We start from the raw sequence: 22,339 nt of genomic DNA, 5'->3' as shown, positions 1-22,339 counted from the left end.
TAAAGTTATTGAAAAGAGCGATATGCTCATTTAGAAAATGCTGACGAGAACTTAATGTTCTCTATTTCATTTGTTATGACCAACAAATGAAATTTGTATTGATTCACTCATGAGTTTTACTTGCGTAAAACTCCTCGTTGTTCAGTTTTCAAAGATCAATCTCGCTAACAACTTTCGTCGCCAGCAACTCTTATATCATATCAATTCCGGTTCAGAATGTCAAGCTTTATTTATCGAAGTTTTTAACTTCATTTATGAAGCTTGTTATTCAGTGTGTTGCTTACTGGCTAACTTCTTGGCCGGAATTAGAATATACCATGCTGATATTAATTATGCAAGTCTTTTTTATAAAAAATTAATAACCATTTTTTTAATGATCCTTTGCAGTATTCTAATCCATCATCACAATCTATTTCCTCTATATAAGTATAAAAATCTTACCTATCACTGAGATGTCGTCAACATGCGGAATTTTTAATCATCGATCGCGTTATCAAAGTCCACCAAGAAAGTATGTTGACTAACTGCTGTAACGATTCCCGTCAGTCCATAATTTCAACTGCTCTAGAGTTTCAGTTTGAAAAACTAAACCGTTTCGATCAAAAACCAAAATCATCGGGAGTTTCTTTATAAGCCGAGATCTTCTTTATAATCGACTGGACTGCCAGTCCTCCCATGTAAGGAATACCACGAGATACCTCCTGAAAACGATTAGGGAATACGTTTCTCAAAGTCCATTTCATCATATGGCGGCGTTGTAACTTTTCTTCTTTTGGCATAGTGATTTAAATGATTTTATCTGCAACAGAAGCTTTTTCATCTTCATTACTTGAACTTGCGGTTTCTGGTGTTAACAACACAGCTAACTTCTCACCTATTTTCAGATCCTCTGCTGTGTAGACGACGGATGTCATTAGCTTCCGTTTTACCTCGTAATATCTAAGCTAACAACACATGTTTTTATATCCATACGCTGCAAATAGCCTGTCATTATTTCTTTGCGGCACCCTTTTCCACAACTGTTCATCCCGATAACAAAAACACCGTCAGTGAGACTCCTAAAATAATCTCCTTATAATATTAATCCCCCCTCTATTATTAGTAACGATAAACAAAAAGAATATGGTTACGCCAAACCGCCCGTTAGTTAAATGAATGATCTATCAGGTTATTATTTTGTCAAGCTGCTGTGAGTATAAAAAAACGGAGCCTATCTATATAGAGACAGGCCCATAGATTAGATATCCATTTAAATTTACTTTGGATAGCATTTTTTTCTGTGATCTACTCATAATCTCATCTCACATCTACCTATACGATCCTCAATCACCTATTTTAAAACCTGATTTGGAATATCTTCTTTTTTTATTAAAATCCATTCTCTCGTATATGCTCCCTTGGAGAGCACTCTAACATAGGTATTCTGTTCCAGTTCTTTACTTGAAGAAAAAGTAATCTTCTTCTTCTCACCCTGCGCTGTGGCACCTGTCAGATTATATCTGTAGCGTATGCGTTCTTCTTTACCTTCGATTTTACCTGGCTTCGTAATTGCTGCATATACATACTGCTCTTTATATAGCGGATTGAACTGATCGAAATCCCGTTTGTATGCTATATATAGACCTGAGCAAATCACTGCAAAGACCAGAATAAAAGCAACTGTTTTTTTCATGAATATACCTCCGTTCATCGTTTTTATTACATAACATTTCTAACAATCTTCCGGTAGTAACCTAGCGTGAAGAGAGCAAACAGAAAATAGATAGCTGTATAGGCACCTATTGAAATAACGACTGGAATGGTAATGTCTGAAATAATAATGAATGAAGCAGCTTTAATCGCAAAGATCGAATGCAGCACACCAATAAACAGTGGGAAAAGAAACACAACCATCTGCTTTCGCGCAATGCCCTTCATGATCATCCTCTCGTCAAATCCAAGCTGCCGAAGCGTCTTAAAGCTCTGTTTTTCCTGCTCAGCCTCCGTCATTTGTTTGAAATAGAGGATGCTGCCGGTAGAAGCAAGAAATGCAAGTCCCAGAAAAGCTGCTATAAAAATAAACAGTCCAGAAAGCTCAAGAGCTTGTTTATATCGTGAATAGAAATCGGTCGAATAATATTCATCCTGATTATATTTCTGATATAGAGAAGAAGCTAAAGCAAGTTCTCCTATGTCTGGAACACGGTACGTATCTAACTGTACTCTCTCGTAACCGGCAGTACTAGACATGCGTTCCTCAAGTTCTTTGAACGTATTTTCAGATACTAAAAGCTGACTACCAGATATATTTGAATTCACGAGACTTTCCACGACCACTTTTTTTAACAGATAGCTGTCTATCTCTTCATTTGACTCCAATTCAATTTTTGTTGGATACCGTTTTGAAAAATCGCCGTCGTCAAATGCGGTAGAAGCATAAACATTGTACTCTACAGCCTCTCCGTATGAAGGTACGGATAACTTTTTCCCTGCTCTTTGAAGCTGTTCAGCTGGAAGCCATAACAAGTTTCTCTCTATGCGGCTGGATTCAGCAAGCGGATTAAGAATAACCCCATTCGTTCGGAACGCCTCAATTGGAGAATAGCGGAAGTTAATCCCTTCGCGTTCAAGCTCTGTTGTGAACGACTCTGCATCCTGCTGTCTGTTCTCAAATGAAAAGTCATAGGGCATCGCCATTCGAGTTTCTTGTTCCGCAGAATAGTAAGCAGAATAAGCCATCGCTACCAGGGTAATTGTTAATGCTGACAATATAGTAATCAAGGTAAGCGAGTTGGCATTCCCTTTCATTCGGTGCATCAGCGGAGCAAGTGACAAGCTATTATACAAGCCAAGATTCCCGTTTTTCCGTTTGCGAAGCCAAGAGAAGCACCACCGGATCGTTACCCGAAACAATAGATATGTCCCTGTTATCGTAGATACAAGTACCAATAGCGCATTTAAAGTTAGCTGTTCATCGACCATTCGACCCGACAATTCATAGCCATAACCAATAAGCACAATACCAAGCAAGGCATAAATAGCTGTAAGAATAGATGCTAATTTAGACGGTGGTTGACTGGATAAGTCTGGCTGCTGATCAGCTTGAAATAAACGTAACAGTGTACTGCGATAGATCATGAGTATCATCTGAATGGAAGTAATCACAACGACGAGAACAAAGACGATTGCCGTATCAAAAGTTGCGGGTAAGGAAAAGTCAATGGCAGGCAGTCCATCCAATCGAACTAATTTCATTAAGATCAGGACAAACAGACGCGATACTAACGCTCCGCAGATAATCCCTGCGATGAGTGCACCGAAACCGAGCAGTACATTTTCAATGATTAAATAACGAGCAACCCAGCCTTTGGAGAGACCGATCAGCTGATACAATCCAAGTTCACGGCTGCGCCGGCGTAGGAAAATTTGGTTAGATGAGATGGTGAAGATGATAATAATTACAATAAGCATGATGGCTGCAGACTGAAAAGCTACCATAAATCGATCACTAGATTGCAGCATGGACTGAACCTGCTGATCGTGCTGCAGGGAAGAGAAAACGAAAAACAGACTCATACTGAAAATTAAGGCGAAGAAATATAAATAGTAATGCTTCACATTTTGCCGCATGCTGCGAAGTGCTAATTCAAATACTGTCAATATGATCGCCCCCTAAGACAGCCTGGACATCAATGATCTCCTTAAAGAACGACTGTCTAGATTTTTCTCCGCGATACAGTTCGGAATAGATCTTCCCGTCTTTTAAGAAAACGACACGGTTGCAGTAACTTGATGCGACTGGATCATGCGTGACCATGATAATCGTGACCTTTCTCTCCCGGTTCACCTCCTCCATTACTGATAATAACGAGGAAGCAGACTTGGAATCTAAAGCACCCGTAGGCTCGTCTGCAAAGATGATGGAAGGCTTATGAATTAGGGCGCGGCCTGCTGCCGTGCGTTGTTTTTGTCCACCTGATATTTCAAACGGATATTTTTGCGAAAGTTCCTCTATTCCTAACACATCTGCTATCGCTGTGAACTCGTTCTCTGCCTGCTGTTTGCTTATTTTGCTAAGTGATAATGGCAGGAGGATATTTTCTTTTACTGTCAGGGTGTCAAGAAGATTGTAATCTTGGAAGATGAACCCGAGCTTGTTACGACGGAACGCCGAAAGAGCAGTATTATTCATGGTAGAGATATCTTCATTTTCGATTAAAATCGTGCCGTCCGTTGTCCGGTCTATCGTCGCAAGTACATTCAGCAGTGTTGTCTTCCCAGAACCGGATGGTCCCATAATCCCTACAAATTCTTTGCGAAGAACACGTAAATCGATTCCTCTTAATACTTGTTGGGCACCGCCCTTTGAACCATATGATTTATGAACGTTACGAGCGTGTAAAACGGTTTCTTGTTCATTCAATGCATTCATGTTTTGTTGTACCTCCCAAATTTGATTGTAGCTTAAGTGTACGCCTGAACTCCCGACCTGTCGTACGTTCTAGGTGACGAGCCGAGCAGGTAGATGACAAATTCGTCACGTTCATGAAAAAAGCAGTCAAGAAATGATCTTGGCTGCTTATAACGGAATATTGTTCTCTTGTCCTCTTCTAATCGTTTCGAATGCATTGGGATCTGAAAAAGTGATGCGCATCGTTGTACCTAACGTCTGACCTGGCAGGACATCAAGTGCAACGCCTATTTTCTCTGCTACCGTTTGGGCAAGATAGAGTCCGAGTCCCGTAGCAGCATTGTGAATTCTTCCATTCTCGCCTGTAAATCCTTTATCGAAAATACGAGGTAGATCATGCGGTTGTATCCCTGGACCTTCGTCAATTAAATCTAGGATAACTCTCTGTTTTTCCGTCACCGTTGTCATGAATGTAATCGCCTTGTCTTCGGGACTGTATTTAATGGCATTCGTCAATAATTGCCGGATGATAAACCGGCACCATTTACGGTCTGTAACGACCATGGCATCTTCTCCTTCGATGCTGACCGCCAAATTTTTCTCCATACACCAGGGAGCCAGTTCCCGGATTTCTTCTGCAGCAAGGCGCTGTATAGATACTTGTTCAAGCATGTAGTCCGATTCCAAGGCAGGAAGTCGCGACATATACAACTGACGGTCTATGAGCAAATGAATTCGCAACCATTCTGATTCCAGTCTACGTAAGTCTGGGTCACTTTTTCGTGTTCGAGCATCTAAAATCAGTTTCATAGCGGTAAGAGGGGTTTTCACCTCATGAATCCAGGAGGCAGTAAAATCATTTTCGATCATTTGGGCTTGTTTAGATTGAGCTAGCTTACGTTTGAACTGGTAGGCAGCCTCTCGTAATACATCGTTCGTTATGCGATCCAGTTCATTATCGGGTTCGGGGAGGCTCTCAACCCAGTCCGAGTCCATAACTTCTTGTAACTTCAATACCGCTGCTACATATTTAGTTTCTTTCTTGTAACGCCATAGAAAAAAAACAAGAAATAAAATGATATAAAGAGCATTTAAATAAAGGAGAGATGTAAATTCCACGCTTATTCCTTGCTCGATAAAGATAAGTAGATCGGTTAAGCCGAGCAGTCCGGCAAACAGCAAAATCCAGCTTTTTCTAGAACCGATATAATGGATTAACATTGCACTTTCCCTCCTTATAAAGTGACGGCCATATAACCCATCCCTTTCTTTGTCACAATTGCATCTGAAAGTCCAAGCGGTTCTAATTTTTGCCGCAAACGAGTGATATTCGCGGTGAGGGTATTGTCGTTCACGAACTGCTCGTCTTCCCATAGCTTACGGATCAAGTCATCTCGTGAGATCACAACATTGTTTTCCTTCACCAGCGCAATCAACAAGAAGAATTCATTTTTTGTTAAGTCTGCTTCCGCGTCTGAGTTCCGGATAAGGCCTCTTTTTAAATCAATCAAAGCAGCGTTCCATTCAAGAACATCTGTCTGGCTGTCTCCGTAAGCATACGTTCTGCGAAGAATAGCTTGGATTTTGGCATAGAGCACATCGGTATGAAATGGCTTCTGGACGAAATCGTCTGCCCCCATATTCAGCGCCATGACCATATCTAAGGGATGATCGCGTGAGGATAGGAAAATGATAGGCACCTCGGATACGGAGCGAATTTCTCTGCACCAATGAAAACCATCAAATTTAGGGAGTGTGATGTCCATGATAACAAGATGAGGTTGCTGATCAAGAAACGAATGCATGACTTCTTCAAAATCACTCGGTCTTGTCACACGAAACGCCCAAGATTCCAGCCCTGTTTTGAGCGCTTCAAATAACGCATGATCATCTTCAACTACGAATATAGTAAACTCCATCAAAGTGACCTCCTTCTATTTAAAAAATGAAAAAGCAGTCGATGTTCTATCGGCTGCCTCATTGTTTTATTCAACACATATAATGTCATACTAAACCACCTAGAAAAATTTAAAAAGATTCTGCTGTTTGTTGACTACGCGGTATTACATGAATAACAGGATCATCCACATCTACTCCTTGAACTTCCCACTGAGTGGATTCGTTCACCCCGTAATGAACTGTAATTGTTTTTTCCATATCTGAAACCCACAGGTCATCGCCTATAATAGCAGTGATCTCCGCTTCCAGTTTTGCTTTTCCTTCTGTGAATTTCACTTCCCATTCGTCCATAATTATAGGGGTTAAAAGGATTTTTTCATCCTTCTCTGCTGCAGCACCTAATAAAATATTGGAGGCTGATATCTCAGCATCTCGTATTACCTGATCGGGTGTAGGTAACTTGGGGTTAGGGTAAAGATCATCTCCACAAGCTACTAATCCAAAGAATAATAAAAAAATCAGGCTATTCATACAGAATTTTATGATGATGAACTCCCCTCTCTACTTTGCAGACTCCAAAAGCGTAACTTCAGGGATTTAGGTGATCAAGATCTGGGTGACTTTTGGCTTTGGCTGGACCTCCTACTTCGGAGCATTACCTCGTCCAGTCAAAACAAGCGGAGCACAGAGCTCGTGAACACCGTACTCCCATCCCACTTACGCTAATCACAGAACACCGTACTCCTCTTTCACGAACAAGTAATCAAGTCCTTCCTTAGATACGTTGCTTCAAATAAAAAGCAACGTCGTCCCCTGCCCACCCCCGTATCAGGGGGAGCTGTTTTCCCTCTCTACTTTGCAGACTCCAAAAGCGTAACTTCAGGGATTTAGGTGATCTCGAGATCTGGGCGACTTTTGGCTTTGGCTGGACCTCCTACTTCGGAGCAATACCTCGTCCAGACAAAACAAGTGGAGCACAGGGCTCGTGAACACCGTACTCCCATCCCACTTACGCCAATCACAGAGCTCGCGAACACCGTACTCCCATTCCACTTACGCTATCACCCTTACACCACGTTCTTTTTCAGCTGCGCATGATACAACTCACTATAAAATCCATCCTCCCCCAGCAACTCCTCATGCGACCCTTGTTCAATCAGCTTTCCATGCTGCATCACAAGGATTTTGTCAGCCTGACGAATTGTATTCAGCCTGTGAGCAATAACAAAGCTGGTTCTGCCCTGCATCAGGCGCTGCAATCCTTCTTGAATCTTAATCTCCGTTACCGTATCAATACTGCTGGTCGCTTCATCAAGAACAAGCATAGCAGGATTCGCGAGCATTGCCCGGGCAATAGCGAGCAGTTGCTTTTGACCCTGACTAATCCCGCTCCCATCAGCATGAAGTACTTGGTCGTAGCCGTTCTTAAGTCTAGTAATAAAAGAATGAGCATTCGCCATCTTTGCCGCTTCCTCTACTTCTTCATCGCTAGCGTCCAAGCGACCATAGCGGATATTTTCACGAATCGTTCCCTCAAAAAGGAATGAATCTTGCAGTACAAAAGCCATATGAGAGCGCAGACTCTTCCGCTGTATGGTCGTTACATCCTGACCATCTACGGTAATCGTTCCTTGATCAGGACTATAAAACCTCGAAATTAACTGAATCAGCGTGGTTTTACCTGCCCCTGTAGGTCCAACAAGTGCAATCATTTCCCCTGGTTTGGCTTCAAAAGAAATATCCTGAAGAGTAGTTCCCTTTTCTTCATAGCCAAAAGAGACATGTTCAAACTTCACTGCACCTTCTACATGGTCGAGTTTCTTAGCTCCAGCTTCATCTATTACCTCAGGGTCTTCATCCATAATTTCAAAGACTCGCTCCGCCCCTGCAATCGCAGATAAGATCGTATTCCACTGGTTAGCCAGGTCATTCAGCGGTCTTGTAAACTGCCGAGCATACTCAGCGAAAATAATAATGACCCCAACACTAATCGAACCTGAGATCGCCATAATCCCGCCAATCCCTGCAATAATGGCAAAACTAAGATTATTCAGCCCATTCATCAGCTTGGGAATAAAACCAGATATCGTCTGGGCCCAGAAACCAGATAGACGAATTCGATCATTGCGCTCTTTAAACGCAGTAAGAACTCGTTCCTCCTGAGAAAAAGCTTTAATAATCCGCTGTCCGGATAAGGTTTCTTCAATATATCCGTTCAGTTCTCCCAAATTACGCTGACGCTCCTTAAACAAAGGTCCTGTCCGTTTTGTAATCCAGCGCATACCTAGGGCCATCAAAGGTACGACGGTAAAAGTAAGCAACGTGAGCAGCGGGCTCAGTGTCAGCATGACAATAACAACCCCTGCGAGTGTCAAAATGCTGGATGTAATCTGAGTAATGGAACCATTCAAGGTTGCACTGACATTTTCAATATCGTTCGTCAGTCTGCTCATAATCTCGCCTTGCTGACGTTTACCGAAGAAAGGAATAGGCAGTCTATGAAGATGTTCAAATAAATCATGTCGCATCCGGTATACCGTTTCCTGAGCCACTTCAATCATCCAAATATTCTGCAAGAAAGCAAAGAGTGGATGAAGAAGATAGACTCCGCCGAGTGCCACCAAAAAGTACACCCATGTACGATCTCCCTCTCCCGCGAGATACGTATCTACCGCCGTACCAATAAGGTACGGTCCAAGCAGTGCTAACGCAGAAGTGAGAACGACCATAACAAGTACGAGAATCAGCTTCAGCCTTCTTTTTGCAAGGTAATCCCAGATTCGGCGCAGTGTCCACGACCAATTTTTCGCTTTGACTGCTTTTTTTCGGGTTCCCTGTCCAAGCTGATTTGTATCCTTCAGTGCCTCGGAACGCTCCTGACGAAATGGTTCGGCTAGTTGTTTAAGCATGCTGCGCCTCCTGTCCGTACTGGGATTCATAGATCCGGCGATATAGAGATGATTCTAAAAGCAACTGCTCATGTGTACCACTCGCAATCAGTCTTCCTTCATCAAGCAGTAAAATGAGATCTGCAGATAAAGTAGATGATATTTTTTGCGTAATAATAAACGTTGTACAAGATAATTCATTAAGTTCATATAAAAGGGCAGCTTCCGTCTTCACATCGAGCGCACTTGTACTGTCATCGAGAATCAAAATTTGCGGATGACGAACGAGTGCTCTAGCAATAGATAGACGCTGTTTTTGTCCGCCTGACAGGTTGACACCCCGCTGCCCAAGCATGGTATCGTAGCCATTTGGCAAGGAGAGAATCGTATCATGGATTTGAGCTTTGCGAGCAGCCTCTTCCATTTCCTCAAGGCTGGCACTCTGATTGCCCCAAGCGATATTGTCACGTACGGAACCGGTAAACAGGACCGCTTCCTGCGGTACGTAACCAATCGCGTCTCGAAGTTGTTCCACCGGTATCTCTTGAATATTCTGACCCTGAATCGTAATTGTCCCCTCATTTGGCTCATATAACCTGAGGAGCAGCTGAACTAGCGAAGTTTTTCCCGATCCCGTGGCACCCATAATAGCAATCCGCTCACCAGGCTTCGCCTGAAATGTAATATCACTTAGAACATTCATCTCCCCTTCTGGATAATGAAAATGAACGCCTCTGTACTCAATGGTCCCTTGTAACGTTGCAGGACTGGGAGAACTGGTACTCTCCTTGGTATTGTACACATCCTGATCCGTTTGCAAGACTTCCTGAATTCGGTCTACGGAAGCATTAGCCCGGGAGAAAGTTGCTACGATCCATGACAGCATCGATAATGCTCCCATTGTACGAACGGAATAGTTGATCACGGCGACGACTTCCCCGAGGGAAGCACTGCCCGTTACGACAATCTCTTTGCGTCCAAACCATAAGATGAGCAGAACACTTGCGTTCATAAGAAGCATAATAAAAGGCATGGTTGTCTCTGCGAGACGCTGAGCTGACATCGTTGAAGTCATTAACTTATGTATGGAACGGCCAAATCGTTCTACCTCATGACCCATACGCACAAACACACGAATAAGCCGTATACCAATGAGGTTTTCCTGCGCCACTCCATTCACTTCGTCCAGCCGATTCTGTACATTCCTAAAGAGAACCGACACCTTTTTCATAATGAAGAAAATAAAAATGAGCAGGATGGGCACCGTGACCGCTAGAAACAATCCCAATTTCACGTTGACAATCAATGCCATAATCACACTGCCGATGACAACCAGCGGTAACCTTGTTGCAAAGCGCAAACTCATAAATACCGTGTCTTGAATTTGTGTAATGTCTCCAGTAAGCCGAATAATAAGTGAAGATGTAGCAAAACGGTTGAAAACTGCGTAAGAAAATGCCTGCACTTTTTCGTACAAAGCTTCCCTAAGATCCGACCCAAAACCCTGACTGGCATGCGCTGCATAAAAAGAACTCGAAATCCCTGCTACAAAGGCGATTACCGCACTACCCAGCAAAAATCCGCCCCATGTCCATACCACGCTCAGGTTCTCCTGCTGAATTCCATCATCAATAATCTTCTGAATGAGATAAGGTTGAATCAGTTCTACCATAAGCTCGAGCAGCAGCATAAAGAGTGCAGCGATTGCGGCTACCCGGTATTTCCGTAAATAAGTAAACACTAGGGCCATATTCATTCCTCCGAATTTGAAGCATATAGTCATAATCTAAATATTTCTACTCCACTAATACCCTAAATCATACACTAATATCCATATTATAGCGCATACATCCACCTCATTCTTCACTCCACGAAAATTAAACTGTAAAAATTCAGAAGTTTAAGATACATTCAGTTCAACTTTTAATTTAATTCATTTCGGTCTTGTCAAAACAAAATGTACTAACAATTAGATTTCTTATCTCACTTTCTTGCCCGTTGAAGACAAAAAAGCAAGTAATACAGCGGATTAAGTGTCAATAAAAAACCCTTTATTATTGCTAAGATCGTCTCATCTCAGCAATAATAAGGGGTCATGATAAGCTTACCTATATTTTGACCATACAATAACAATACAATAAATGGGTGCTTTTCAATTCACTCTTACGAGAGCATCCCTCTATATATTCCAGGAACAGAACCTTCAATAACGGTAGCACTCGTTGTTTTTTCATAAAATGGAGCCGGTCCTGCTCCTCCGATAATCGCATATCCGTAGCCTTCCTGCTTCATATAATCCAGTGCATACAGCAGCAGCATTTTTCCAATTCCTCGTCCACGCTCTTTCTCATCCACTCCGGTAGGACCAAAAAAACCTTTAGCCGTAGCGTCATAACAAGCAAATCCAAGCATCTTACCGTTCTCTACCGCGATAAGACATGTTATAGGCAACCTGGCAAAAGCAACTTCCGCTTCACTTAGCCATCCCTTTCCGAAATGCTTTCCCACCCAGTCAGCGACAACGTGCTTCTCTGGTGCGATCGCACGGCGGATCGTAACCCCTGTACGCTGTTCATAACTTCTTAGTGGTTCTACTTCAGGCAAGTCATATAGTTTCACGAGCATATCGGGCATAAGGAGTACCTCCGCTGATTTTTTGCATCGATGTTGAACAAGAATAATCTTGAGCAGCATACTGTTCGACATAGAGCAGGTATATTTGGAATTCATTCTATAAGTATACTTGGATGATGGTCTTATTGGCATGTTCTAATGCGCTGTCTATTTGCAATAACTTGCGATTATGAGTTAAACCTCATAGTTATATAAATTTGGTAAAATATTAAAAAATTCCCCTGATCATCTGACAAGGTAGTAACCTTGAAGATATGGCAGAGGAATTTTGGATTTTACGTTGTAATCCTAGTTATAGATTTGCGATCGTTATTATGTACGTAAAAAGCTTAGCCAGATCTCTTGAGGCATTCGGTCCCAGCTGAAGCGCGGGCTTGCCCGAACTCATCATAATATCACCATAGATTATGCCCCAGTCACTTGTAAATTTCGGCTTTATTGGCTCTGGCGGTTCAAGACCATACTTATCTATTATCTGTTCCGTTAATTCGTTAGATAATGACAAGTCCTTTCCCTCATCAGGGTTGTTTATCCTCTCCATCTTAGTAGAAATCGTACTAATGCTATCTGCTTGTATTTTGCTCTTAGTCGCCTCCTGAGCTTCAGCAGTTTCGAGTTGAAACAATAAGAGAACTGCACATAAGAAGGCACAAATCATTCCTTTATTCATTTCTTTTCTCCCCTATCTAAAACATATCTCTTCGTAAACAACGGTAAAATGCTATAATTATGGTTAAATATTAAAAATTACCACATCATTATCTTTATCTTAAAATGAAAAGCTACTATAACACAGAATCATCGTTCTCTCCATGGTTAGAATCTATAATAAGGAGGCGCAAAATGGTATTTTTGATACTTTTACTCTTACTCATTATTATTTTCTTGTTGCTTAACATTAATGCTAAAATTCCACCGCGAGATTATGTGAAAGAGGCTCTCGAGAGAGATGAAAAATGGCGTCAGGACATGAAAAAGAAGAAAGAACAGGAACAATGGGAAACGTAAGGATTCCGGTACTCATCCCAAATAAAAAATGGATACCGCTTTGGTATCCATTTCTGACTGCAGGCAAACTAGCTTAAACTAGTTTGCCTGCAGTCTTTTTTTATTGAAATCACGTATTAATTTTAACCAGTTTCTTCTATTTAAATAGTAAGCTTATTCCAGACCTACCGTAACATTTACATTTCCTTTAATGGCTTTAGAATAAGGGCAATAATCATGAGCTAGTTTTACATACTTCTGTGCTGTTTCCTCATCCAATCCATCGATACGAACGTTCAGTTCGACTTCTAGTTTAACTCCGTTATCCTCAGGATCTGCTTTTAACATCACCGTCGCTGTTACTGTACTCTTCTCAATCTTTACTTGATTCTTCTTCAATTGAAACTCTAGGGCAGAGTTAAAGCAAGCACTATATCCCGCAGCAAACAGTTGTTCCGGATTGGTCGCTGTCGTTTCTTTTCCTCCAAGTTCAGGCGGGGATGCAACTTCCAGCAGGAATGTATTATCTGGTGATTGTACAAACCCTTGGCGTCCACCTGTGTTGATCACGGTTGTTTCATATAATGTTTTCATTGTTTTATTCTCCTTTAGACTACTCATGTATTTTTGTTTTTTTGATTCCTTCTAGTTTCAATTCATCTTAATAATTCCATCTTAACTTAATTAAGCTCAAACATATTTAATTATCAACAATTCAATTGTACACAATTTAATATTGAAAGTAAATCCTTTTTTAAAAATGAATGTATTTTATTCTCTTTGCTCTTTTCAGATATCCCGAAAATCGTTTTTTCAATACAGAACACGATCTGTGTCCTTTTTAGATATGTCCCTAGGTTGTAGGGGACAAACCCCACTATCTTTCCTTTGAATTTGTCAAGAGCTTTGTTTAGAATTTCTATTGAATCCAGTAAAAAAACCTTATACAATTTCTAGTTGCAAGTTGATATCGTTTCTGAAAGTCTGTCCAGTTTGTTTTTCGTATACTTTTTACAAGGAAGGTGGATTCATGAAGAAACCCAGTGAAAGAACGATTCAAATGACCCGGTTTCTTCTTGCAATGCCAGGCCGCTTTGTAACCGTACGTGAGCTGTCAGATGAATTGGATGTTAGTGAAAAAACGATTAAACGCGAATTGTCAGCTATGGAAGAATGGCTCAGCGATTATGCTCTTACGCTAAACCGCAAACCCGGAGCTGGTCTTATGCTTGAAGGAGAACCTTCTGCTTTTGAAACCGTTGGTAACTTTATCGAAAGCTTTAAAGCTCCCGCCAGTTATTCCCGAGATGAACGTCGATATTTTATTGTTAGTGAGCTTTTGCTGAGTTCTGAACCGATCAAACTTTTCACATTCGCATCAAGATTTAAAGTGACGGAAGGTACACTTAGCCATGATCTGGATCTTATAGAAGGTTGGCTCGAAGCCTTTCATATTAAATTAGTACGCAAACCCGGATACGGGGTTTATGTAGAAGGCACCGAAAAAGATTATCGTGCTGCACTCATTCATCTGCTTCATGAAAGCGTAGATGAGTATGAACTCATTCGTTTAGTTCGCGACCCATTGAATGAAAGCGGTCAAAAAATAGGGAGAATTCAGCACCATATTCGTAACCGTTTATTGAATCTTGTTGAAGATCGTACGATCGTAATTATTGAAAAGAATTTGACAGAACTCGAAGAAAGAACCGGGATGAAGCTGACTGACAGCGCCTTTATTGGGCTTGCCGTTCACCTTGCTCTTGCGATCGAGAGAATCAAAAAAGGACAGCGTATTAAGGTCCTACCAAGCGTGCTTCGTGAACTGCAATTGCATCCTGATTTCAATGCAGCTCAGATGCTTGTAAATCGCTTAGAGGAAGCCCTCGATTTAACGATTCCTGAAGATGAAGTTGGCTACATCACCATGCATCTAAAGGGTGCCGAGACAAGGATTCAAACCGAAGCAGAATCAGAGGCGGCTTATGAGAATATAAGTTTTGAACTCGTTCGTTTGGCTCGAAAAATTCTGAAAGAAGCAGAATCAGAAACCGGTTTTGAATTGAAAAGTAACAGCAAGCTTTTCTATGGTTTTATTAGTCATCTTGGTCCTGCCATCGAGCGATTAAAGCTTGGGCTCGATATTCGGAACCCTCTTCTCTCTCAGATTAAGGAGCAGTATGGTGACACTTATGAGGTAGCAAAAAAGTGCGCCAAAGTGCTAGAAGATTATCTGGAAAAGCCTGTACCGGAAGCGGAAATCGGTTACATTGCCCTCCACATCGGAGCGATGTCGGAGTATGCAGGAGTTAAGTACAGGGAACGACCTGTTCGCGTCTTAATTGTATGTGCAAGCGGGATGGGCACCTCTAGTCTTCTCCAAACTCGAGTGAGGAAACAGTTTCCCTCTTTACAAGTTGTCGATGCCATCTCTGCTGCAGAAATCAGTGAGCTTGATGAACAAGTCGATCTGGTAATCTCCACAGTAGAACTAACAAGTAAAAGACAAGTAGTCAAGGTATCCCCTCTTCTTGGAGACGCGGATATAAAAAGCATAAGATCTGCTTTAGAGCATCTTGAACCTTTGCCAGAACTACAGCCTGCTTCAAAGGAAGCAACCGCTTATCTGCCAGCTACTCTTGAAAAGCAGAAGAATCTGATTCAAGGTATTCAAGACCTTATGAATAATCTGGTGATTGAAGATCAGGTGGAATCTAGGACAATCAATGAGCTGATCGATAAGATTGCTAGACAATTTACGACCAAGGAGGAAGAAGCTTCAACGCTCAGCCTCGAACTGCATGATAGGGAACGACTTGGAGAAACGATCCTTTCTACAGAGGGAATCTTTTTATTACACTGCAGATCGACTGTGATTCATCGTTTAGCACTTGGTATTATTCGCTTTAAGGAACCGCTGACCTATGGCACAGATAGTGATGCGAATCTCTATTCTGCCATCATTTTATTAGCTCCAAAACAAAGCGAACGTACGTATCTGGAAGCAGCGAGCGAAGTCAGCAAATCACTGATAGACCGTCCTGGCTTTGCTATTCGTTTAAGTGTAGCTCGCCGAGCTGCCCTAACGAAAGAAATTCAAGGTATTTTGAAAGATCTATATTTGCGAAAAATGGAACAATATACAATGGAGGTCGAACAAATATGAGTACGCTGGAAGTTACTAGCGAATCTGTCCCTAAAAAAACGGGCAATATCAAACAAGCAACTCAGAAATTCGGTCGTTTTCTAAGTGCAATGGTTATGCCGAATATCGGTGCCTTCATTGCTTGGGGTCTTTTGACTGCTCTCTTTATTGAGGCAGGTTATTTCCCTAATGCTACACTAGCATCCCTTGTGGATCCAATGATTAAATACCTTCTTCCATTGCTGATTGCTTATAGCGGCGGTAAAGCCGTTCACGATCATCGAGGCGGGGTACTAGGTGCCATTGCCGCAATGGGGGTTATCGTTGGAGCTGATATTCCGATGTTTATCGGTGCCATGATTATGGGTCCGCTCGGCGGATGGGTAATCAAGCAGTTTGATAAATACATCGGAAGCAAAACTCCTTCTGGTTTTGAAATGCTTGTTAACAACTTCTCTGCCGGTATTATCGGGATGATTCTTGCTATTGCAGGACTTTTCGGTATCGGACCTGTCGTTGCTGCTTTCACTAACATTCTGGCATCCGGTGTAGATGCGATGCTGAACTGGGGAATTCTCCCGCTTGTATCCATCTTTATCGAACCAGCAAAAATTTTGTTCTTGAACAATGCAATTAACCATGGAATTCTGAGCCCAATTGGTATTCAGCAAGCAGAATCTACGGGCCAATCGATCATGTTCTTGCTTGAAGCAAACCCAGGACCAGGTCTTGGTGTATTGCTTGCTTACAGTATTTTCGGAAAAGGTTCCATCAAGGGATCCGCACCAGGTGCAGCAATCATTCATTTCTTCGGTGGTATTCATGAGGTTTACTTCCCGTATGTCCTTATGAAACCAATTATGTTCGTATCTGTTATCGTATCTGGTATGGCTGGCGTATTCACATTTAACATGCTTGATGCGGGTCTAATTGCTGCATCTTCTCCAGGAAGTATCATTGCGATCATGGCAATGTCAGCAAAAGGTTCTTATCTCCCTATTCTTGCGGGTGTTCTTGTATCTGTTGTTGTATCTTTCTTGCTCTCTTCCTTATTCTTACGCAGATCTTCTGCAGATGAACAAGACCTGGAAAAAGCTAAAGAAGCAGTAGCAGGCATGAAAAAAAGCAGTAAAGGGATCTCAGAGACTCCTGCAGCAAACTTGAATGACAAAGCGGAAATTAAGAAAATCATCTTTGCATGTGATGCGGGTATGGGTTCAAGTGCAATGGGTGCTACTTCTTTCCGTAAAAAAGTAAAAGCAGCTGGTCTGCCGATTGATGTAACAAACACAGCGATCGAGAATATTCCAAACGATGCAGACATTGTTGTTACTCAGCAGAACCTGACACCACGGGCTAAAGGAAAAGCACCGAATGCAATTCACGTCTCAATTGATAACTTCGTTAACAATCCGATTTATGACAAGTTAATTGCAGACTTAAAAGCAAAACAAGAACAAAGTACTTCTCCAGTACCTGAACACGCAAAAGAGGATGTATCTGGTGCAGCAGACAAAGCAGTTCCTGAAGAAGTGAAAGAAACTTCCGAAGATACAAAAGGCGGCGATGTACTACGTAAAGAAAACATTGTACTTCAGCTTCCATCTGAAAGTAAGGAAGATGCAATCCGCCGTGCAGGTGAAGCCCTTGTTGCAGCAGGATATGTAAAACCACATTATGTGGATGCTATGATTGAACGTGAAGGGGTAGCAACAACTTACATCGGTAACGGTGTAGCGATTCCTCACGGAGTAGGCGATGCGAAGAAAGAAATTAAAACAAGCGGTATTGTCGTTCATCAATATCCAGAAGGTGTTGAATTCGAAGGCGGCCGTGCATATCTCGTTATCGGGATCGCTGGAGCAGGTAGAGAACACTTACAGATTCTCACGAAAATTGCAGAAGCCATTGAAGATGAGTCTACCGTAACAAGACTGGCACAATCCAAAGATCCTAATGAAATCTACAGCATTTTCGGAGAATAAAGAATACCAAATCTTTAAAACGAAAGCGGGTTTTTCATATGAAAAAAGCAATTCAATTTGGAGCAGGAAATATTGGGCGCGGCTTTATCGGCGCCCTTCTCTCCCAAGCTTCTTACCATGTCGTATTTGCCGATATTAATGAACAAATGATTAATGAACTAAACGAGAAAAAAAGCTACCAAATCCATATTCTTGATCTAGAGCAAAGACAAGAAACAATTACGAATGTTTCCGGTGTACTCTCCAATGGTCCAGATATCGTTAATGAAGTGGCTGAGGCCGACATCGTAACGACTGCAGTAGGTCCGAATGTTCTGAAAATCATTGCTTCTACGATTGCTAAAGGTATTGAAGCTCGCAGAGAAGCAGGCAGAGGTGTTCTGAATATCATCGCTTGTGAAAACATGGTTGGCGGAAGCAAGCACTTGGAAGAACAGGTATACACTCACTTGTCCGAGGCAGGTAAAGCATATGCTGAGAAAAATGTAGGTTTTGCTAACTGTTCAGTAGACCGTATCGTTCCTCCTTACCAAGGCGAGAGTATGCTTGATGTCGGTGTTGAGTCTTTCTACGAATGGATCGTAGAAGAGCCTTCCCTTAAAGGTGAAGTACCTCAAATTCCAGGTATGAAATTGACAGATAACCTGCTTGCTTATGTACAGCGTAAACTATTCACACTAAACACTGGTCATGCAATTACCGCTTACCTTGGTTACCTGGCTGGTATGGAGACCATTGAAGAAGCAATCAATAATGATGAGATTCGCACAGTGGTGCGTCAGGCAATGGAAGAAAGCGGCGATGCCCTGATCAAGAAACATGGTTTTGATAAAGAAGAACACTATAAATACATTGATAAGATTGAAAAACGCTTTAAAAACCCATATATTCGCGATGAAGTTATTCGTGTAGGTCGTGAGCCATTGCGTAAGCTCGGTCCTGCTGATCGTCTAGTAGGTCCTGCTAATATGGCGATTCAATATGGACTTGGCCATGTTGCTCTTCTAAAAGGTATTGCAGCTGCATTCCATTATGATAATCCGCAAGATCCGCAGTCTAAAGAGTTGCAAGAGCAAATTGCCCAAAATGGCATCGAAGCTACTGTATACTCTGTTACTGGATTTACGGAAGGCAGTGAAGATCACCGTATCATCTGTGAAGAATATGCGAAGACTTCCAAAGCTTAATACATGCTATATGAAGCTGAATAGCTCAGCCGTCATCCTCTAAGGATGACGGCTTTTTATATTTTTAGTGCAGCTTTCTCTGCTGAAATGGTTCTATTGGTCTATATGTAGTTACAAATTTATCGTTTTGATGAGTGTTGAGATTGATATTTGTATATAAGGTTTTTCGCAAATATGTTAAATGTTTTATCCATTTGGGTATTCTATAAGTATATTTAAATGATAAACAGGACTAATTACACCTTGTTTTCGCTAAGGAAATTCCTTTATATTTAAAGAAAGCGATTACAAAAATATGACTTCACTTTTTTCTTCCTGCTACCGACATAGTTATTATGAACTAATCAAAAGCGAACGGAGGAATTTCTATGATGAAAGAACTACAAATTGCTGAGCAAAAAGGTTATTCTGTACATCTTTCCTTAACCGATGGATCTGTTTATTCAGGGGTCGTAAGTCTTCAGCTTCCTTATAAGAAGCTTCGTCTAAAACACACACAAGGTATCGTCAGTATTCCTTTTCAGGAAATTAGACATTGCTCTACGCTCATTCCTGTCCCATTTTGAATTCTAAACCTCTATCCTATATTATTTTTCACTTGATCAGCCGATGTCCACTCTTTTGATAAGGAGCGAATATCGGCTTTTGTTATGGATTCTATCCCCTATTCCCCTATTTCTCGCAAGCAATCCCATCCTTATCCCGATCTTTTGATTTATTTGCTTCATACAGCGATGCAGAAACATGTGGTTTATATTTCGTTTTGCCTCCCTTATTTTTAATGGAAGAAGACTTGGCGACTCCGCCTTTATACACTTTGTTCAGCTCAGTACAGTTCTTATACTTCTTTGCGCCTTCAGCATGAATCTCACCCATTACCCCAAATGATATGGAAACAGAAACCATAGTTACCAACAACACTTTTAGGAATTTTCTCATTTACACACTACCCCCGATACGATATGTATACAACACCATTATTTATTTTAAACTAACCTAAAAGGAAATTAAATGAAATAAATAGAAAAAACCCTTTAAAAGGGCTTTTTCGTCTCTTTTTTCTGTCTCTTTTTTTCTTTTTTGTTGCTCACTTATTGTCCCAACATAAACAAACTTACAGCACCTAGAGCCAAAATCACCATAGAAAGCACTTGAATCCATGATCGAAGCTCCCAATACCGAATAGCGTAGACCACAGACATACTGAGGAAAAACCAGCCTAGAGAAATACCTGAATTCACTAGCGATATAATTAATAAAATTAGGGCGAGGGCGGTAACAACAGCCTCCGCTATAACAAACTTAGGATTGCGTTTTTTCTTATCCGGGTTCAGGATATAAATCACCTCCGGATACCATTTAACCATAGGTTCTAGTCACTTGAAAACAGCTTGTCTTCATATACATATGTCCTTATTTCACACCATTATATACAAACGCTTTAATAATCGATCGCTGTGCAAAGAAGAAAATAATTAGAATGGGGATAACAAGTATCAAATTGCCTGCCATTAGTACATTCCAGGTGGTTAGTCCTTCTGTTTCTCGAATCTTGGCAATCCCGAGCGGAAGGGTCCGCGCCGTTTCGTTCGTTGTCATCACGAGCGGCCAGAAATAATCATTCCAGTGACTAATAAAACTAAACAATCCGAAGGTAATAAGTGCAGGACGAGCCATTGGAATCATGAGCTTTATCATGATCTTCCACTCTTTTGCTTTATCTAGACGAGCTGCCTCAATAAGTTCATTCGGCACTTGCTTGAACGATTGGCGCAGAAGGAATATCCCGAATGCACTGGATGCAAAAGGTAGAATCAGCCCAAGATGCGTATTAAGCAGATTCCAGGAACTAAGTTCAAGATATACTGGCAAGAAAATGAGCTGAGAAGGAATCATCAGTGTGACCATGACAAGTCCAAACAAAATACCTGATCCCTTAAACTCAAATCTCGCAAACGCATACGCAGCAGGAATAATCGTAATCATCTGCAGCAGCAGTATGCCTGCTGAGATCATCACGCTGTTCATAAAATAGTGAAGAAACGGTCCTGAGTTCCAGGCTTGAATAAAGTTTTGCCACTGCGGAGCTGCCGGAATCCACTCAGGCGGAAAGATCATCGTTTCCGGCAGTGTTTTCAGTGACGTGGACACCATCCAAACAAAGGGTAAAGCAAAGATGAGAACAAGCACTCCCATTAGAATCACATTAATGACAGTAAGGAGGCGGTTCATCACCTTCATACTGCTTGCTTCCTCTTTCACCTTGTCTCCGGATGTGCGTTTTACTCTTGCTGCTGGTTCAAGCATATTCATAAGTAGCCTCCTCTCCCTGTTACCGATAATGCACCTTTTTGGATAATAGCCGGAAATAGATAAGGGTAAGGATCCCGACAATCACCAGCAAAATCACTCCCGCGGCTGAAGCATAGCCAATCTTAAAGAAACGGAAACCATATTGATAAATGTAATAGACCAAGGTGTTTGTGGAATTCACCGGCCCGCCCTGTGTCATAATGGCAATCGTCTCAAACACCTGAAAGGAACCAATCATACTCATAATTGCCAGGAAAAACAGCGTTGGAGATAACATCGGCAGCGTTAATCGCATAAACGTACGCCATGGTTTGGAACGATCCAGTGCAGCTGCTTCATATATACTTTGCGGAATACTTTGCAAGCCAGCAATAAAGACAAGGGTGTTAAATCCAATCCCTTTCCATACGGCAACCAGAATGAGTGACATGAGGGAAGTATCCGGATGAGATAACCACTCTAATGGCCCAAATCCAAATAAGCTGATAACCCAGTTCAGCAGCCCATACTCAGGGTCCATCAGCCAGCTCCATAATAGTGAAATGGATACTAAAGAAATAATATGCGGACTGAATATGGCCCCTTGGACAAATCCATAGAAAGCTCCGGAACGATTTAACCAAAGAGCCAGCAGTAAAGAAATACTAAGGGTGAGAAGAACCGTAGAAACGGTGTATATTGTCGTATTTAGTATGACTTGACGAAACTCATCATCCGACAATAAGGCCGAAAAATTTTGCAAACCGACATAATCCTTTGTAGGGCTGACAAAATTCCAGTCAAAAACGCTGAGATATATCATATAAAAAATAGGATAAATGAAAAACACTCCAAATACGGCTAGTGCCGGCGTTACCATTCCATAGGGTCTAAGCTTATGCCATATGCTTGATGTCGAACTCATCATGCCT

At 41.6% G+C, this 22,339-nt stretch carries 21 protein-coding genes; 5 read left to right on the top strand and 16 right to left on the bottom strand.

The genetic code is table 11. The annotated features are described in order from the left end of the window. Positions 1-785 precede the first annotated feature (785 nt). From GQY27_RS21920 to GQY27_RS10410, 11 genes are all read right to left on the bottom strand, one after another. Positions 786-914, bottom strand: a complete 129-nt coding sequence (locus tag GQY27_RS21920; RefSeq protein ID WP_268893026.1) for a hypothetical protein — start codon at positions 912-914, stop codon at positions 786-788. A 416-nt stretch (positions 915-1,330) separates the two neighbouring features. Beyond that, a complete protein-coding gene (locus tag GQY27_RS10455) occupies positions 1,331-1,672 on the bottom strand; it encodes a YxeA family protein (RefSeq protein WP_160033995.1) in 342 nt (113 codons plus the stop codon). Between the two features lie 26 nt (positions 1,673-1,698). Beyond that, a complete protein-coding gene (locus GQY27_RS10450) occupies positions 1,699-3,639 on the bottom strand; it encodes an ABC transporter permease (protein WP_160033993.1) in 1,941 nt (646 codons plus the stop codon). Next, a complete protein-coding gene (locus GQY27_RS10445) occupies positions 3,626-4,411 on the bottom strand; it encodes an ABC transporter ATP-binding protein (RefSeq protein ID WP_160033991.1) in 786 nt (261 codons plus the stop codon). Before GQY27_RS10445 ends, GQY27_RS10450 begins: the two co-directional genes overlap by 14 nt. 147 nt (positions 4,412-4,558) lie before the next feature. Continuing rightward, positions 4,559-5,611, bottom strand: coding sequence for a sensor histidine kinase (locus tag GQY27_RS10440; protein WP_160033989.1), 1,053 nt, complete (start codon positions 5,609-5,611; stop codon positions 4,559-4,561). A 14-nt stretch (positions 5,612-5,625) separates the two neighbouring features. Continuing rightward, a complete protein-coding gene (locus GQY27_RS10435; protein WP_160033987.1) occupies positions 5,626-6,309 on the bottom strand; it encodes a response regulator transcription factor in 684 nt (227 codons plus the stop codon). A gap of 109 nt (positions 6,310-6,418) precedes the next feature. After that, a complete protein-coding gene (locus tag GQY27_RS10430) occupies positions 6,419-6,820 on the bottom strand; it encodes a hypothetical protein (RefSeq protein WP_160033985.1) in 402 nt (133 codons plus the stop codon). A 536-nt stretch (positions 6,821-7,356) separates the two neighbouring features. Beyond that, positions 7,357-9,198, bottom strand: coding sequence for an ABC transporter ATP-binding protein (locus GQY27_RS10425; protein ID WP_160033983.1), 1,842 nt, complete (start codon positions 9,196-9,198; stop codon positions 7,357-7,359). Beyond that, positions 9,191-10,927 carry an ABC transporter ATP-binding protein gene (locus tag GQY27_RS10420; protein WP_160033981.1) on the bottom strand — a complete coding sequence of 579 codons (1,737 nt, stop codon included), beginning with the start codon at positions 10,925-10,927 and terminating at the stop codon, positions 9,191-9,193. The genes GQY27_RS10425 and GQY27_RS10420 overlap by 8 nt, the downstream gene beginning before the upstream one ends. A 413-nt stretch (positions 10,928-11,340) precedes the next feature. After that, positions 11,341-11,811: a GNAT family N-acetyltransferase gene (locus tag GQY27_RS10415; protein ID WP_160033979.1), complete on the bottom strand. Its 471-nt coding sequence runs from the start codon at positions 11,809-11,811 to the stop codon at positions 11,341-11,343. A 292-nt stretch (positions 11,812-12,103) separates the two neighbouring features. Further along, positions 12,104-12,481, bottom strand: a complete 378-nt coding sequence (locus tag GQY27_RS10410; protein WP_160033977.1) for a hypothetical protein — start codon at positions 12,479-12,481, stop codon at positions 12,104-12,106. A gap of 173 nt (positions 12,482-12,654) precedes the next feature. Between GQY27_RS10410 and GQY27_RS21495 the strand changes: the two genes are divergently transcribed. Beyond that, a complete protein-coding gene (locus tag GQY27_RS21495) occupies positions 12,655-12,819 on the top strand; it encodes a hypothetical protein (RefSeq protein ID WP_201450716.1) in 165 nt (54 codons plus the stop codon). Positions 12,820-12,972: 153 nt separating this feature from the next. Here the strand turns inward: GQY27_RS21495 and GQY27_RS10405 are convergent, their stop codons facing one another. Further along, positions 12,973-13,392, bottom strand: coding sequence for an organic hydroperoxide resistance protein (locus GQY27_RS10405; RefSeq protein WP_160033975.1), 420 nt, complete (start codon positions 13,390-13,392; stop codon positions 12,973-12,975). Between the two features lie 436 nt (positions 13,393-13,828). Between GQY27_RS10405 and GQY27_RS10400 the strand changes: the two genes are divergently transcribed. From GQY27_RS10400 to GQY27_RS10385, 4 genes are all read left to right on the top strand, one after another. Then, positions 13,829-15,964: a BglG family transcription antiterminator gene (locus GQY27_RS10400; RefSeq protein WP_160033973.1), complete on the top strand. Its 2,136-nt coding sequence runs from the start codon at positions 13,829-13,831 to the stop codon at positions 15,962-15,964. Next, positions 15,961-17,928 (top strand): PTS mannitol transporter subunit IICBA, encoded by a 1,968-nt coding sequence (locus GQY27_RS10395; protein ID WP_160033971.1) that lies wholly within the window; start codon positions 15,961-15,963, stop codon positions 17,926-17,928. The genes GQY27_RS10400 and GQY27_RS10395 overlap by 4 nt, the downstream gene beginning before the upstream one ends. Positions 17,929-17,966: 38 nt before the next feature. Beyond that, positions 17,967-19,115, top strand: a complete 1,149-nt coding sequence (locus tag GQY27_RS10390; protein ID WP_160033969.1) for a mannitol-1-phosphate 5-dehydrogenase — start codon at positions 17,967-17,969, stop codon at positions 19,113-19,115. Between the two features lie 368 nt (positions 19,116-19,483). Next, a complete protein-coding gene (locus GQY27_RS10385; protein WP_160033967.1) occupies positions 19,484-19,681 on the top strand; it encodes a hypothetical protein in 198 nt (65 codons plus the stop codon). Positions 19,682-19,787: 106 nt separating this feature from the next. Here GQY27_RS10385 and GQY27_RS10380 read toward each other — a convergent pair whose 3' ends face one another. The 4 genes from GQY27_RS10380 to GQY27_RS10365 all read right to left on the bottom strand — a co-directional run bounded on the left by GQY27_RS10380 (position 19,788) and on the right by GQY27_RS10365 (position 22,335). After that, positions 19,788-20,054, bottom strand: a complete 267-nt coding sequence (locus tag GQY27_RS10380) for an excalibur calcium-binding domain-containing protein (RefSeq protein WP_160033965.1) — start codon at positions 20,052-20,054, stop codon at positions 19,788-19,790. 152 nt (positions 20,055-20,206) lie between these two features. Continuing rightward, positions 20,207-20,482: a hypothetical protein gene (locus GQY27_RS10375; protein WP_160033963.1), complete on the bottom strand. Its 276-nt coding sequence runs from the start codon at positions 20,480-20,482 to the stop codon at positions 20,207-20,209. 46 nt (positions 20,483-20,528) lie between these two features. After that, positions 20,529-21,356 (bottom strand): carbohydrate ABC transporter permease, encoded by an 828-nt coding sequence (locus GQY27_RS10370; RefSeq protein WP_236570555.1) that lies wholly within the window; start codon positions 21,354-21,356, stop codon positions 20,529-20,531. A gap of 91 nt (positions 21,357-21,447) precedes the next feature. Beyond that, a complete protein-coding gene (locus GQY27_RS10365) occupies positions 21,448-22,335 on the bottom strand; it encodes a carbohydrate ABC transporter permease (RefSeq protein ID WP_236570554.1) in 888 nt (295 codons plus the stop codon). Positions 22,336-22,339: the final 4 nt, after the last annotated feature.

Origin of the sequence: Paenibacillus sp. An7 (assembly GCF_009870785.1) — a bacterium.
Taxonomy (GTDB): domain Bacteria; phylum Bacillota; class Bacilli; order Paenibacillales; family Paenibacillaceae; genus Paenibacillus.
Note: the sequence above shows the minus strand (reverse complement) of the source record. Positions and strands in the feature narration are given on the sequence as shown.